Source organism: Lacinutrix sp. MEBiC02404 (assembly GCF_053601575.1).
Genome location: NZ_JBSHNV010000143.1, coordinates 14,076 through 29,852 on the forward strand (window position 1 = coordinate 14,076; position 15,777 = coordinate 29,852).

9 protein-coding genes are annotated in these 15,777 nt (G+C 33.8%); 5 read left to right on the forward strand and 4 right to left on the reverse strand.

Annotation, left to right across the window (positions count from 1 at the left end):
* Nucleotides 1–13 precede the first annotated feature (13 nt).
* The 4 genes from rplI to ACVCXO_RS04650 all read left to right on the forward strand — a co-directional run bounded on the left by rplI (nt 14) and on the right by ACVCXO_RS04650 (nt 5,323).
* Nucleotides 14–457, forward strand: a complete 444-nt coding sequence (gene rplI, locus ACVCXO_RS04635; protein WP_452228429.1) for a 50S ribosomal protein L9 — start codon at nt 14–16, stop codon at nt 455–457.
* A gap of 134 nt (nt 458–591) precedes the next feature.
* Nucleotides 592–3,708, forward strand: a complete 3,117-nt coding sequence (locus tag ACVCXO_RS04640) for a TonB-dependent receptor (RefSeq protein ID WP_452228430.1) — start codon at nt 592–594, stop codon at nt 3,706–3,708.
* A gap of 84 nt (nt 3,709–3,792) precedes the next feature.
* Nucleotides 3,793–4,734: a glycerophosphodiester phosphodiesterase family protein gene (locus ACVCXO_RS04645; protein WP_452228431.1), complete on the forward strand. Its 942-nt coding sequence runs from the start codon at nt 3,793–3,795 to the stop codon at nt 4,732–4,734.
* A gap of 121 nt (nt 4,735–4,855) precedes the next feature.
* Nucleotides 4,856–5,323, forward strand: coding sequence for a DUF6495 family protein (locus tag ACVCXO_RS04650; RefSeq protein WP_452228432.1), 468 nt, complete (start codon nt 4,856–4,858; stop codon nt 5,321–5,323).
* Between the two features lie 120 nt (nt 5,324–5,443).
* Here ACVCXO_RS04650 and ACVCXO_RS04655 read toward each other — a convergent pair whose 3' ends face one another.
* Nucleotides 5,444–6,685, reverse strand: coding sequence for an ABC transporter permease (locus tag ACVCXO_RS04655; protein ID WP_452228433.1), 1,242 nt, complete (start codon nt 6,683–6,685; stop codon nt 5,444–5,446).
* 310 nt (nt 6,686–6,995) lie between these two features.
* Here ACVCXO_RS04655 and hisS point away from each other — a divergent pair, with 310 nt between their 5' ends.
* Nucleotides 6,996–8,387, forward strand: a complete 1,392-nt coding sequence (hisS, locus tag ACVCXO_RS04660; protein ID WP_452228434.1) for a histidine--tRNA ligase — start codon at nt 6,996–6,998, stop codon at nt 8,385–8,387.
* 83 nt (nt 8,388–8,470) lie between these two features.
* Here hisS and ACVCXO_RS04665 read toward each other — a convergent pair whose 3' ends face one another.
* The 3 genes from ACVCXO_RS04665 to ACVCXO_RS04675 form a co-directional block, all read right to left on the reverse strand.
* Nucleotides 8,471–9,289, reverse strand: a complete 819-nt coding sequence (locus ACVCXO_RS04665; protein WP_452228435.1) for a T9SS type A sorting domain-containing protein — start codon at nt 9,287–9,289, stop codon at nt 8,471–8,473.
* Nucleotides 9,290–9,580: 291 nt separating this feature from the next.
* Nucleotides 9,581–10,423 (reverse strand): T9SS type A sorting domain-containing protein, encoded by an 843-nt coding sequence (locus tag ACVCXO_RS04670; protein WP_452228436.1) that lies wholly within the window; start codon nt 10,421–10,423, stop codon nt 9,581–9,583.
* A 358-nt stretch (nt 10,424–10,781) separates the two neighbouring features.
* Nucleotides 10,782–15,764 (reverse strand): LamG-like jellyroll fold domain-containing protein, encoded by a 4,983-nt coding sequence (locus tag ACVCXO_RS04675; RefSeq protein WP_452228437.1) that lies wholly within the window; start codon nt 15,762–15,764, stop codon nt 10,782–10,784.
* Nucleotides 15,765–15,777: the final 13 nt, after the last annotated feature.

Below are 15,777 nucleotides of genomic sequence, written 5' to 3' on the forward strand. Positions count from 1 at the left end.
AATACTCATAACAATGGAACTTATATTAAAACAAGACGTTGATAATTTAGGATTTAAAGACGATATTGTAACGGTTAAGAACGGTTATGGTAGAAATTTTTTAATCCCTACAGGTAATGCTGTTATAGCTACATCTTCTGCAAAAAAAGTATTAGCAGAAAATGTAAAGCAAAGAGCATTTAAAGAAAAGAAAGTTATTGATGATGCTAACCAAGTTGCAGATGCACTTAAAGCATTAGAAATTAAAATAGCTGCTAAAGTTGGTTCTGGAGACAAATTATTTGGATCTATTAACAACATTAACGTAGCAGAAGCTTTAACAAAAGAAGGTCAAGCAATTGATAAAAAATTCATTACGGTTACTACTGTAAAACGTTTAGGAAAGTATAATGCTTCTATCCGTTTACACAGAGAAGTAACTGTGGATTTAGAATTCGAAGTTATTGCACAAGCTTAAAATATTATAATTCTTGTTAACAAAACGTTAATAAATTATAAGTAAATTTAAAACCACTCTATCTAGAGTGGTTTTTTTTGTGGTATTTTTGATATATTATGCATGCATATTAATTAATCAAAACCAAAATAACCATGAAAAAACTACATGTAACCATGGCCTTTTTGTTATTTACGGTACTGAGTTTCGCTCAAGTTACTACATCTAACATTAAAGGTCTTATTTTAGAAGACACAGGCCAAACCTTATTTGGCGCAAATGTTATTGCTGTACATCAACCAACTGGTACCAAGTACGGAGCCATAACCAATTTAGATGGCCGTTACAATTTGCTAAACCTAAGAGTAGGTGGACCATATCAAGTAACCATAACCTATGTAGGATTTAAAGATCAAGTATTTAATGAGGTTTATTTAACCTTAGGTAAAACAACCAATATTGACACGGTAATGGCTACAGATACAGCCTCATTAGACGAAGTAATTATTACCACTTCCACTTCTGGAACTTTTAGTAGTGATAGAACAGGAGCAGAAACAAGTGTTGGAAGACGAGAATTAACATCGCTACCAACGATTTCTAGATCTGCATCCGATTTTACAAGATTAGAGCCTTCAGCTTCTGGTAACTCTTTTGGTGGTAGAAATGACCAATTTAATAACTTCACATTAGATGGCGCCGTTTTTAATAATCCGTTTGGATTAGATGCAGCAACGCCTGGCGGACAAACAGATTCGCAACCAATATCTTTAGATGCCATCGATCAAATACAGGTTTCATTAGCCCCTTATGATGTTACTTTATCCGGATTTACTGGTGCTGCAGTGAATGCAGTAACCAAAAGTGGATCGAATGAATTTCACGGAACCGTATATGGTTTTACTAGAAATGAAGATATGACTGGTGGAAAAATTAAAGGAGAAGATGTTATTCAAGCAGATTTAGAGCAACAACAATATGGTATTAGTATTGGCGGACCAATTGTAAAGAATAAATTATTCTTCTTTGCAAACTTTGAAAAAGATGAACGTTCCGATTTAGGTACCGCTGGTTTTGCTCCTAATACAGGAAGTGGTGCTATTAATGAAACACGTGTTTTAGAATCTGATTTACTAATTGTTCAAAATGCGTTATTAGATATAGGATATAATCCAGGTAGCTATGAAGGTTTCAATTATAATTCTAACTCGACGAAAGGAATTGTTAAATTCGATTGGAATATTAATGATAATAACCGTTTAGCGATTATTTATAATTTTTTAGATGCTTCGAAAGAAAAACCTGCACATCCCTCTGCGTTAGGTTTTAGAGGTCCGAGTACCAATACCCTACAATTTGAAAACACAGGATATGAAATTAATAATAAAATAAGATCTGTTCAATTAGAATTAAATTCCACTTTACCTGGAGATGTAACTAATAAATTCCAAATGGGTTTCACGCATTTTGACGATTTTAGAAATCCGCTTTCCACGCCAGCACCAACAGTAACCATTACAAAAGATGGTTCTAACTATATTATTGCAGGACATGAGCCATTCTCTATTAACAATAAATTAGATCAAAAAGTTTTTCAATTTTCTAATAACTTAAACTTTTTTAAAGGAGATCATACCTATACGGTTGGATTCTCTTTCGAGAAATTTCAGTTTGATAATTCCTTTAACTTAGGAGCATACGGAGCGCAAGGTGTTTTCTTTCCAACAACAACCATGGCAGACTTTCAAAACTTTGCAGATTCCGGACAATTACAAGCTTTATTCAACCAAGCAAACGCAGCACATAATAGCTTAGAAGCGAATGGAGATGGTGTTGCTGGCGGATGGACTTTAGCCGAAACGAACGTTGGTCAACTTGCTTTTTATGTACAAGACGAATGGAATGTAACCGACAACTTTAAACTTACCTACGGTTTACGAATGGATAAACCATTATTTTTCGATTCTGCTGAGAAAGCGCAAGAGGTTATTGATAGAGCGTGTTGTTATGCACCAGGTATTGAATATCTAAATCCGAATACCGGCGAATCGGTGTTTTTAGATAATACCGAAATGCCTTCTAGCAAACTTTTATTCTCTCCAAGAGTAGGATTTAATTATGATGTTAAAGGAGATAATAGTTTTCAAGTACGTGGAGGAACAGGAATATTTACAGGTAGATTACCTTTTGTTTGGCTAGGAAATCAAATAGCAAATCCAGAAGTATTCTTTTATCAAGTAGTAGATCCAGATTTTAAATTTCCACAAGTATGGCGAACAAATATTGGAACCGATTACAGATTCGAAAATGGTATTGTAGCAACAGGAGATATTTCTTATACTAAAGATATTCATGGCGCACACGTACAAAACTGGGGAATTCGTGATCCTTCTGGAACCTTAAATGCACCAGGAGATACTAGACCAATCTATACTTCTAGCGATGTTATTAATAACGCGTATGTATTTACAAATTCAGACAAAGGACGTATTTGGAATTTCACAGCTAAAGGACAAAAAACATTCGGTAATGGTTTATATACTAGTTTAGCATATAATTATTTAAATGCGAAAGATGTAAACTCTATTGAAGCAGAAATTACTGGGGATGCTTTTGCTTTTAATCCGGTGGTTGGTAATGCAAATGACGATGTATTATCGTATTCTAAATACGGAGATACGCATCGTTTTATTGGTGTTGCTAGCAAAAAGTTTACCTACGGAAAAGATAAATGGTCCACTACCATTTCTACATTCTTTGAGTATGCGCAAGGCGGACGTTTCAATTACACCTATGGTGGTGATTTAAATGGAGATGGATCCAATTTAAATGATTTACTATATGTACCAACAAGTTCCGAATTACAACAAATGCAATTCTCGGGTGCCGGACAAGCAGAAGCTTACGAAGCTTTCATTCAACAAGATGATTATTTAAGTGATCGTCGTGGAGATTACGTAGAGCGTTACGGTGCATTAGCGCCTTGGAGAGGTCGTTGGGATCTTAAAATATTACAAGATTATAAATTTAAAGTAGCTGGCGAAAAAACCAATAGTATCCAATTAAGTATCGATGTATTAAACGTAGGAAACTTAATTAGTAGCGATTGGGGACTTGTACAACAACCAACATCGGTACAACCAATAGGTGTAGATGTAGATGGTTCAGGCGTTCCAACCTATACATTTACTGGCGTACAAGAAACTTTTTCTTATGACAGTAGCTTATTATCCAGATGGCAAGCACAATTTGGAGTTAGATACATTTTCTAGTCCATACGTCACATATATTTTTTAAATTTGCGCTCCTTTTAAGGGGCGCATTTTTTTTAACACAACTATTTAAAATTATTTTTAATGACTTTTTTATTTAAACGCTTTCGCGGAAATCGATCTATAAAACATCTATGTTTCGTATTCCTTTTCATAGCCTTTGTGTCTTGCAAGAACCAAAATGCTAATGTTTCTATTCCAACGGAAGCAGAAAAAGAAACCATTAATAAGTCCGCTTTAATGGAAGCTTTTAAATACCAACCCAATGCAGATCCAATAATAAGTGTGCATCGTGGTGGAAAAAGTATTGCCTTCTACCCTGAAAACGCCATAGAAACCATAGCACATGTGTATCAAAGTATTCCGACGGCTATTTTTGAAATAGATGTAGCAAAAACGAAAGACAACCAATTGGTATTATTACATGATAATACGCTAGATAGAACGTCGACAGGAACAGGAAAATTAACCGACTATACCTATTCGCAATTAGAAGCTTTTTATTTGGAAGACGATTTTGGAAATGTAACAACTTTTAAAATTCCATTATTTACAGAAGTTTTAAAATGGGCAAAAAAGAATAAGGTAGTATTAACGGTAGATATCAAACGTAGTGTTTCCGTAGAAACAGTTATAGAAGCGATTAGAGCTGAAAAGGCAGAAGATGTTTGTCTAATTATCACTTATGATATGGAACAAGCACAAAAAGCTTACAAAGCCGCTCCGGAGTTGTTACTATCTGTTTCGGCTAGAAATGAAAAAGAATTAGATTGGTTATTACATTCTAATATACCTACCGAAAATATGTTGGCATTTACAGGAACACGATTATCGCCAGCCGCATTCTATAAAAAAGTACAATCGCATGGTATCAAAACCATTTTGGGTACTTTAGGAAATCTAGATAAACAAGCAGCATCTAAAGCCGACGCACCTTATAGCGTTTGGCAAGAAATGGGCGTAGATGTTTTTGCAACCGATAGACCTTTTGCAGCAGCCAAAGCATTAGGAGTGCATAAACAATAATATAGTTACCCTGCGAGGTTTTTAAAACCTTGTAGGTATTTTAAATAATAATAAATATTCTCTTTTTAAGGGAATGATAATTAGACTTCCGTTTTCACGGAAGCAAAAAAACTTTTTTTCAATGAAGTATTCTAGACTTACGAAAGAGCAATTTGAAGAATTGCACCCAGAATTTATAAACTTTTTAGCAACACAAACCATAACAGCTGCAGAGTGGGATGAAATTAAAACCAGCAAACCAGAAGTTGCAGAACAAGAATTAGATGTGTTTAGTGATTTGGTTTGGGAAGGTGTTTTAAACAAAGCCCAATATATTGAGCATATATCACCACAACAAATGCATTTATTTTCTTTAAATGAAGATAATATGCATGTGATTGCTGTACAGCTTAAAAACGGATTAGATTTAACTTCTAAAGATGGTTTTAACTGGTTACGTGAAAACTTAATGGATGAAAATGTGCATTTTTTACAAGCTAAAAAAGAATACTCCGAAGATAGAAATAAAGACAAGTTTACACTTATTAAACAAGGTGGTGTTATTACAAAAGGGGAGTTGTATGCGTTTTTTAATAAACTGATTAATTAAAAGCGTATAAACGCTTTTTATAGATATAGGAACCCGAACAGTTGCCAACTTTGTTTTATTCCACCGCTACTCCCTGCAGATGGCAAAGGTCTATCATAGTGTAGCTTTTTGTTTGCTTATTTACTCATATCGTAAAGATTCAATAGGATCTAGTTTTGCAGCCTTAAGCGCTGGCATTAACCCTGAAACTACCGCAACTAAAAAGGCGATGGCAAAGGCACTAAACATAGCAAACCAAGGCGTTGTAAATTGAAAATCGGCAAGGGTGGCGACTAATAAACCAATGAGTACACCAAAGATAATTCCTAAGATACCGCCTAATTGTCCAATGATTAACGCTTCCATAAAAAACTGAAAGGCAATTGTTTTTCGTTTTGCACCTAATGCTTTACGGACACCAATTTCTCTAGTTCTTTCGGTTACCGAAACAAAAAGAATATTCATAAGTGCAATCGATGATCCTAGAATGGTTATAATACTAATAATCCAAGCGGCATATTCTAAATAGACTGTTATCGATCCAATTTTATTGATTAAATCGTCACTACGTTCTAATCCGAAATTATTTTCTTCCACAGGATTCAAACCACGAATGTTTCTAAAGGTAAGTATCGCTTGGTCTTGTGCGCCTTCCATCATTTCTTTGTTTTCTACCATAATACTAATATCATAATTGATATTTGGTAAGGTAAAAATAGAACGAGCGTTTTGAATAGGTATAATAACGCGCAAATCTTGGTTGTTTCCAAAAGTGGCACCTTTAGATTCTAGCGTACCAATTACTGTGAATTTTACACCTCTAACGCTAATGGTTTTACCAATTGGATTCACGTTTTCAAATAAGGCTTTATTTAAATCGCTTCCAATAATACAATGGTTGCTATTGTTTTTTACATCAAAGAAATTGAGCTCTCTTCCTGCATCTAATTTTAAACCAGAATTTTGTATAAAATGCTCGTTAGCACCAATTATAGTAACTTCTGGATCGGTTTTATTATTTTCATATTTTACCTCAGCACCACGCGTTCCTGTAAAAGAAAGGGACGTTTTTGTACCAGGAAATTCATAATTCTCTTCAAACTCCTTTACGTTTCTATAGCTAATTATTGGGTTGACTTTTCGTTCTTCACCACGACCTCTACGTTGGGTAGTAAACTCATAGCGTTGTAAATTAAAAGTATTAGAACCCATGGATGAAAAATCACTGGAGATGGTGTTCTCAAGCGCAGAAACAGCACTTAAAATACCAACAAGCGCAGTAATACCAATGGCGATAATTAAAACGGTTAAAATAGTACGTAGTAATTGGCTTTTAATAGAATCGAAAGCAATATTTATATTTTCTCTAACTAATCCAAACATGGTTTGTGGTGGTTGTTTTTTTATAAGACTACTAAAACAGGATAAAGTTACTATAAATACTAAATAATCTTCAAAATAAATATGCTTTATATTAAAATTGATTTGGTATAATTATGACTCTCTTTAAAAATTATGATATTTTTGCGGGAGTAGAATTAATTTGTCATTCCTGCGAAAGCAGGAATCCATCATAAATTTAAGAATTTTTATAAAAATAGATATTGTATAAAACACAACACGTTGTTTCTTTATAATGTTTGATTTTAATTAACTTAATAAAAAAGATTCCTGCCTTCGCAGGAAGTTACACATGGCACAAAAACCAAGCATTCCTAAGGGTACCAGAGATTTTAATCCAGAACAAGTAGCAAAACGTAATTATATTTTTGATGTAATTAAAACGAATTTTCAGCGATTTGGTTTTCAACCTATTGAAACACCAAGCTTTGAAAATAGTGATACTTTAATGGGAAAGTATGGCGAAGAAGGCGATCGACTTATTTTTAAGATTTTGAATTCTGGGGATTATTTATCGAAAGTCGATGATGCACTTTATGTAACAAAGGATTCTACTAAAACAACTTCTAAAATCTCTGAAAAAGCACTTCGATATGATCTTACCGTACCTTTTGCAAGATACGTGGTGCAACACCAAAACGAGATAGAGTTTCCGTTTAAACGCTATCAAATACAACCGGTTTGGCGTGCAGACAGACCTCAAAAAGGAAGATTTAGAGAGTTTTTTCAATGTGATGCAGATGTAGTTGGTTCTACCTCTTTATTTCAGGAAATAGAATTTATTCAATTATACGACGCTGTTTTTTCTGCTTTGAAATTAGAAGGTGTTACCATTAAAATTAATAACCGAAAAATACTTTCTGGTATTGCCGAAGTTATTGGCGCTAGCGATAAACTTATCGACTTTACGGTTGCTTTAGATAAGCTAGATAAAATAGGAGAGGAGAAGGTAAAAGAAGAAATGCTAGGTAAAGGTATTGCACAAAGCGGCATAGATAAATTGCAGCCTTTGTTTAGTTTGACTGGTGATTTTGAAAGTCAGATAGAAAGTTTAAAAGGAATTCTTAATACTTCCGAAGAAGGAACAAAAGGTATTGAAGAATTAGAGTTTATAAATAATGGGATTCAAGCTTTAGGACTGGAAACGGCTAAATTACAACTGGACGTTACTTTAGCACGTGGTTTAAATTATTATACCGGAGCCATTTTTGAAGTTTCGGCACCAGAAAACGTAAAAATGGGTTCTATTGGTGGCGGAGGTCGTTATGATGATCTTACCGGGATTTTCGGACTTAAAGATGTGAGTGGTGTTGGTATTAGTTTTGGATTAGATAGAATCTATCTAGTTATAGAGGAACTTGAATTGTTTCCGGAAACGGTAAGTAAATCGGTAGATATCCTCTTTATTAATTTTGGGGATGATGAAGCTTTATTCTGCTTAAAAGCAATAAAAGAATTAAGAAATCAAGGTGTAAATGCCGAATTGTATCCAGATAAAATCACAAACGGAAAACACATGAAAAAGCAAATGAATCATGCCAATAAGCGTAGTATTCCTTTTGTGTGTTTAGTTGGTACCGAAGAAATGCATGCGAATACGTATACCATAAAAAACATGGTTTCTGGAGATCAGGTAAAAGTTTCGTTAGAAGATTTAATAGCGTATATAAAGACTGCTTCCTAATTGCTGCATTAGAACATAAATAAAATAAAAAACCCGAAACATATTTATGCTTCGGGTTTTTTAATACTTATGAAATATCTAAATTATCTTACAGATACTTTTTTAGACATGCTTCCTAAATCTGTAGTTACCATTAAAATGTAATTTCCAGCACTTAAGTTGTTTGTTTGAATTACGGCTTGATCTACTGCGTTTATGTTATTAAACACGGTTATTTGTTGTCCAGAAAGACTATATATTTTTACCGCTTTAATATTTTGATTCCCTATGTTTTTAATGGAAATACTTTTTATGTTGTTATAATAATGTAATTCCATTACCGAATTATCTGTAACCTCATGGATCCCTAATTCTTGATCGTTTATGCTTTCACTATTTCCTGAATTAGCTTCCTCGGTATTGCTATTTGAAAACTTTAGCTCAAAACGAGTTAAGTATTCACCAGCTGGCAGATCTATAGAAAAGCTTAACGTTTCTTTTATATTATAAAATATGTCTGTTTCTGTGTCTAAAACACCAATTTCTAAATCTTCAGGAACATTTTCTAATCCCTCAATAGATATGGTGTTGTTACCACCAGTGGCTGTGTGTAATCCTAGAGGCAATGTAGTAGTCGCATCAATGACATTGATACCTTGAATTAAAAATTGTCTATCTTCAATCATCCAGTACATATCATCTGCTAGATGTTGGTAGTTTCCAGAATCGTAACCTAAATCAATTCCTGCTGTAGTATTATCATCTACAGTTACTAATATTTGTCTATATATGTTTTCTGTGGTATACCCTAAACGAATTTTCATTCTGTTGTCTTCATCCGAATTATTTTGAGAAAATAGAGTATTGGATAAAAAAAGTAAGGAGAATGCTAGTAGGGATGTTTTAATAGTAAAGTTCTTCATAAGTAGGGTTTGTTAGAACTCATGGAGGGACTTGAGTGTTAATCTTGGGTCAAATTTAGGACGGAATAACGTGTTAGTGAAAAAAATACTGTAACTAACTCAAAAACTCGATATACTGAAAAAAGGTGCAAATTTCTTGGATTAACGACATGGTTTAAGTGGGAGGTAACTAATATTAATAGCTAGCATGTATTTGTTAATTATTCATGCCATTGTTAGTATTAGATTAATGGATAGAAAAATTAAAAATGCTATGCTTAATGACGTTTTTAATGCTTAATAAAGACGAAATTATTGGACGGATATTTTTTTAGACGTACTTCCTACATCGGAAGTAAGTAATAATATATAATTACCGGGGTTTATATTATAGGTTTGAATAAGCGTTTGGTCTATGGCATTTATATTATGAAATGCGGTTATTAGTTTTCCGTTCATGTTATATACATTAACATGTTTTATGTTTTGTTCTCTTATATTTTTTATGGAAATACTTTTAATGCTATTGATGTAACGTAGTTGTATTCCTGTATTTTTTACTTCCGCTTCATTTTCCGTATCGGTAATGTTTTCATCCAGAGCACTAATTTCTTCTTCTTCTTCTTCTTCGTTTAAAGAGTCATTAATAGTTTCATTCGCAAATTTTAATGTAAAGCGGTTTACATATGCACCAGCTGTTAAATGAATAGAAACGCTAGAAGTTTGTTTCATATCGTAATACGTATTTGTTTCTGTGTCTAAAAGCCCAATTTCTAAATCTTCAGGAACATTAACCAAACCTTCTATAGAGATAATATTCATTCCAGTTGCACCTGTATGTAATCCTATAGGTAGGGAAGTAGTAGCATCAATTGTATTTATACCTTGAATTAGAAATCTTCTATTTTCAATCATCCAGTACATATCGTCCACATGATTTTCAAAATTTTCAGCATCATAGCCAAAATCAACGCCTGGTGTTGCATTGCTATCTACCGTTACTAATATTTGTCTGTGTAGACTATTGGAAGAAGTAAACCCCAAACGAATTTTCATTCTATCGTCGGCATCCGTGTTATTTTGACAAGTTCCGCTTTGCGATAAAAAAAGAAATAAAAATAGGAGCATAGATGCTTTAATGGAGTACGTCTTCATCGGTATCATTTTTAATTCGTGTTTAGGTTGCCTATAATTGGCATGTGAATTTAGGACGTATGGAAAGGGATAAAAAATAAAGACCATAACTAACTTATAAACCCGATATACCGATAAAAGGTGCACGTTTTTAGGATTAACCGCATCGTTTTAGAGAGAAGTATCTTGAAATATAGTGTTTTACGTTTATTAAGCTCGTTTTTTGTATCGGCTATAATCAGTTTTAAAAAGTGCTAAAGCTTGGATGTTTGTCGTATTTCAATAGATTAGGGAAAGTATCATGCATAAAAAAACCCAAAACAATACATTTTGGGTTTTAACAACGTTTAGTGAAAGCTAATAGTAGATTAGGGATCTATTATTTAACTAAAACCTTTTTAGAAATTTCACCAATTTCTGTTTTTAAGCGGATAATATATGTACCAGCACTTAGATCTTTAGCTTTAAGTGCTATATAGTTTGTATCGATAATATCATCATAACTATATACTTCTTGTCCTACTATATTAATAATAGAAGCTTGGTCTATTTGAATGTTTGTAGGGTTGTTTATAACCATGCTCTCTATATCGTTAGCAAAATACACGGCTACATTATTTGTTTCCACTTCTTCTATACTTAAAGTTTGATTGGTAAAAGTAATTTCAAAACGGTTTAAATGCTCTCCTGCGGGTAAACTAATTGCATAATCACTAGTTCTTAAATTGTGGTATAGGTTTAAATCTATATCATGAACATAAATTTGTAAATCTTCTGGGAAGTTTACTAAATGGTCTATGGTTATTGTATTAATTCCTGCATTTTTAGTATGTATACCAATAGGTAATACTGTAGCTTCATGTATTTGGTCAATACCTTGAATTAAATACTTATCTGTAGCAATCATCCAAAACATATCATCCATTTGATCATCTAAACTTTTAGCATCAAAACCCCAATCATAATCTACAGAAGCTCTTTCATCTGCTGTAATTAGTAATTGTCTGTGAATGGTATTTACAGAATTAAAACCAAGACGTAGTTTTATTCTGTCATCGCCGTTGTCGGCATTTGTAATCGCTGGGGAGTTTTCTTCGGTACGAACAAATACAGAACTAGCACCTTCTTTTTGGAAAACACGTTGGCTATTTTTAAATTTAACTGTACCTGTAGCTTCTCCAGTGACAAAGAATCCTTGCGCAACCGGAATATATTTACCTGGTATTTTGGTTGGAGTGCCACCAGTACTTACATCTGGATCACTAGTTCCTAGGGACGCAGATGGTGTTCCGCCAGAAAGATTATAGGTTGCATATCCACCTTGGTATTCTGCAAGAATGTGAGATCCGCCACCCCAATGTTCCCAAAAATATAGTGTTCCAGTAGTATTACCAGTACCCGAAATAGTAGGTCCGTTGTCTAGAATAAATTTTTCGGCATCTATGGCAGATGGATATGGGTTACCAACAAGATAATCATTACCAGCGTTTATAGGAAGTGAAATATCCCCATTGTTTGGTTTTCCAAGAATGGTATAGTTTTGTTTTAAAGCTACGTTATTACTAGTGTTTGTAACTCCTTTCATTGTAAATCCTTCACCAGCAAATAAGGTTCCTGTATTTCTTACATGTTGCCATGATGCGTAATCGTCGGACGCTCGGTTACTAAATTTCCAAATCCAATAATCAGCAATACTAATAGGAGAACCATTGGAACCGTTATAACCAGATACAAAATTTATATTGGAAGGTAATAGCGGATTTGTTCCATCTTTAAATAGGTTGTCATTTAAAGTATAACTATTATTATTGGAAGTGGTATTTCTAATTCCGACAGGAGAAGACCAATAATTATAGGTATAATAATCTTGAGTACCTTGTTGATCCTTTTCTATGGCACCTTTACTGGTAATGTCTAATTCACTTTCGGGTCCTTGAATTAATTGTGATTCTCCAACTAAGTCAATGATACCGTCTAATTTTAAATACCAATTTATAGATAAACCAGAGTTGTTATTGATTTTTAATATAACAGGGTTTGCGCTAGCATCTAATTCATCAATAAAGATTCCTAGGTGTTTGTTTTCATCGGCTGTGGTAACATTATTATGTCTTATTTTAACAATGGACCAGTCGTACATGATGGCATCATTTCCATTAACACCATCTTCTGGAATATCTACAGCGGTAGCTAAATCACCACTTCGTTGTGTGATAAAAGGCATAGGAGCAGTTTGGTAATCAATAATTTTAATATTATATAATTTTGCTCCAGTCCCAGTATCTATAGCAGGTGTTGTTAAATTGTCTGTAATGTCTCCTTTAAACTGATCTAATCTATAATAGCGTAATAAAGAGTTCCATGGCAATGGATGAATAGTACTTTCATCCATAAAATTAGTAATGTCTTTAGGAATCACACTTCCTCTAATAGTAGAGGTATTATTTTCAATTTCTTGATATACTATTTTTTGTAATTCGTTTTCGGAAAGGGATTTATCAAAAATTCGTACTTCATCTAGTGATCCTTTAAAATACGTATCTACATCATAGAAATTTGCAGCCCTACCCATTGTGAATTTGTAGGTATTATTGTCTAATGAGCTATCGGCACTTGTAGTGTTTGCAATTTCTAATCCGTTTAAATATAATTTTAAACTATTGCTTGTGCCGTCAAAAACAGCAGCAAGATGACACCATTGGTTTTTTACTATAGGATTTGTTATTGGGTTATTAGAAATAGTTGTTCCGTTAACTATGGCATATACTCTTGGTTCGGAATAATCTTGAATTTCAATTTCTATATTAGATTGTCCAAAAATTATTGCGCCTCCAGTAAATGAAGGATCTATTTTCACCCATCCCATGATAGATACATTTTGTTTACCGCTTAACATTTCGGCATCTTCTATGTAATCATTTCTTCCATCAAAGAAAAGTAATAGTTTTTTATGTATATCTCTTGGAGAGCCAAAAGCACTATCGTCTGTATCAAAAAGATCTACAAGTCCGTCACCTTCCGCATCATTTGTATCATCAATAACTCCATCGTTATCTGCATCTAAATCTGCGTATAAGGTATGTGAAATATCATAAGTAGCACCATCGGAAGTCGTATCCATATAATCTGGAATACCGTCATTATCTGTATCCAAAACGTAGTAGAAATTACCATTTCCTTGATTGGTGTTTCCGTAAGCGGAATTAAAAGTACCACCATTATAAGCGTCATAAATATCTAAAATACCATCTGTGTAATACTCTAGTGTTCCATCGGAATCTAAGTCTGTAGGTCTAACTTCATCTGTATCTAATCCATCACCAACACCATCACCATCAATATCACCATCCCCATTTTGGTAGTTTGGTTTACCTGAATTTCCAGCACCAGATTCATCGACATCAAAAATAGAGTCATTATCGGAATCTAAATCCAAAAAGTTAGGAGTACCATCATTGTCGGAATCTAAAGTAATATTGCCTTCTACCAAATCATGCATTCCGTTACCATTAAGATCCAGCCAAGTCGCTGCACCTGTTAAGGTCGCACTTGCACCGCTAAAGTTACCTAACCCAGCCTCTACAACATCAGGGATACCGTCATTGTCTGAATCTAAATCGAAAACATCAGCAACACCATCACTATCGGTATCGCATAAAGTTTGGCTAATTGTAATATCATCAATAGCAAGGTCATTACCTAAACCACCAAGTTCATTATTAATAAAAAACACATTAAATTCACTAACCGCAAAAGTTAAATCGGCAGTAAATTGGTGCCAACTTGCTGCTGGATTTCCAACTATAGAAGGAGGGATATCTCCAGTAGTAATAGATTGTAAAACATTATTATTTACATCTCTAAATTCTACTAAAATATTAGGTCTTAGCCTGGATCCTATATTTGGCGCATCTGATCGATCTAAATTTAGTACCCAAAAACTATAAGTTACTGGTGTGTTTGGTAAGGAACCTTTAATAGAAGCGGTGTAAAATAATCCCGGATCAAAGGAAGCGTTGAACATTGCCATTCTTCCATTGCTATCTCCAGGAGTATGATCTTCTCCGGTGTACCAAAAATCATCGGACCAACTTGCTACTTCATTTACCGGAGTTTGGTCTGTACCATCGCCATTGGTAGCTTTGTGATACACTACATATTTACCATCATTTAAATCTACTTTATTAGCATCTGGGCAATCTATAGTATTTGTTCCTACTGTGCCTGGTTCATAACAATAGGTGGTTTCTGCATCATAGGTTGTATTAATGGTGGTTCTAGTGTTTCCAGAACCAAAAGTTTCATGTAAAAATTTATAATTAGCAGTAATTGAAATAGCCGAATTTTGACAAGCAGCCTGTTCTTCAGCATCTGTAATTCCATCATTATCGTCATCGATATCTATACTATCATAAATACCATCGCCATCGCTATCATAAAAATTTTCTTCCGATTTAGCGATGATCAAAAACTGATAAGAAGATGCATCATTGTCGTTATTGTTTATAGTCAAAGTAGTAGATTTACTTCCTGCACTTATAGCATTATATTTAATAGAAAATGTTGTGAAATCATTTATAGCTATGGATGTAGCATAAGGGGAGCCCACAATGGCAAAGTCAGTGGTGTTAGAAATAGAAATCCCCGAAATATTTAAATTTGCAGATCCAATATTATGTATAGAAAAAGATCTTGTAATGGTTATGCCAGAGTTTGCACTTCCATAGTTGGTGTTATCTGTAATTCGTGGTGTAGTATCCCCATCAGGAATAGAGTAGGTGTTTCCTCTAACATCGATATCTGGAGCTTTTGGATGTCCAACAATTTTAACATTATCAATATATACTACTCTATTATTATCATTAGCGGCATCACAACGAATTCTAAATTTAGAATTTGCGGAAAAGGTATAGTCGTTATAACTTAAGTCTAAAGATACTGGGTAATTTACATTGTCACTAGCAAAGTCCACATTTTTAGCATATTTTTTAATCGTTGTCCATGTGCTTCCTCCATCTTCTGAATATTGTACCCAAAAGTCTAATCCCCACCAAAAATCTTTAGTTCTGAAATCGAAAGAGATAGTTGCAGATCCATAAGGTATTAGATTGATATTATTTGTAGTCATGGAAGTATTGGTGTCTGTTGGATCTGTGCTAACATTTCTTAGCTCAACAGCTCTGGTTCCATTTATTGGTGCATTATATAGTATTCGACAATGGTCACCACCATCATTCCATATTCCATAGTTGTTGGTGTTGAAGTTATCATTTGAAATTGTTACTTGCGCAGCAGTTTCAGATGTGAAATGTATACAAAATACTAAGACACAAAGTTTTAGTGAAAAAGTGATATTTTTCATGATTGGTTAAGTT

Coding starts and splice junctions, on each gene's coding strand:
- ACVCXO_RS04650 (WP_452228432.1), top strand. CDS start 4,856: ATGAAGTATTCTAGACTTACGAAAGAGCAATTTGAAGAATTGCACCCA.
- hisS (WP_452228434.1), top strand. CDS start 6,996: ATGGCACAAAAACCAAGCATTCCTAAGGGTACCAGAGATTTTAATCCA.
- ACVCXO_RS04655 (WP_452228433.1), bottom strand. CDS start 6,685: ATGTTTGGATTAGTTAGAGAAAATATAAATATTGCTTTCGATTCTATT.
- ACVCXO_RS04675 (WP_452228437.1), bottom strand. CDS start 15,764: ATGAAAAATATCACTTTTTCACTAAAACTTTGTGTCTTAGTATTTTGT.
- ACVCXO_RS04670 (WP_452228436.1), bottom strand. CDS start 10,423: ATGAAGACGTACTCCATTAAAGCATCTATGCTCCTATTTTTATTTCTT.
- rplI (WP_452228429.1), top strand. CDS start 14: ATGGAACTTATATTAAAACAAGACGTTGATAATTTAGGATTTAAAGAC.
- ACVCXO_RS04640 (WP_452228430.1), top strand. CDS start 592: ATGAAAAAACTACATGTAACCATGGCCTTTTTGTTATTTACGGTACTG.
- ACVCXO_RS04665 (WP_452228435.1), bottom strand. CDS start 9,289: ATGAAGAACTTTACTATTAAAACATCCCTACTAGCATTCTCCTTACTT.
- ACVCXO_RS04645 (WP_452228431.1), top strand. CDS start 3,793: ATGACTTTTTTATTTAAACGCTTTCGCGGAAATCGATCTATAAAACAT.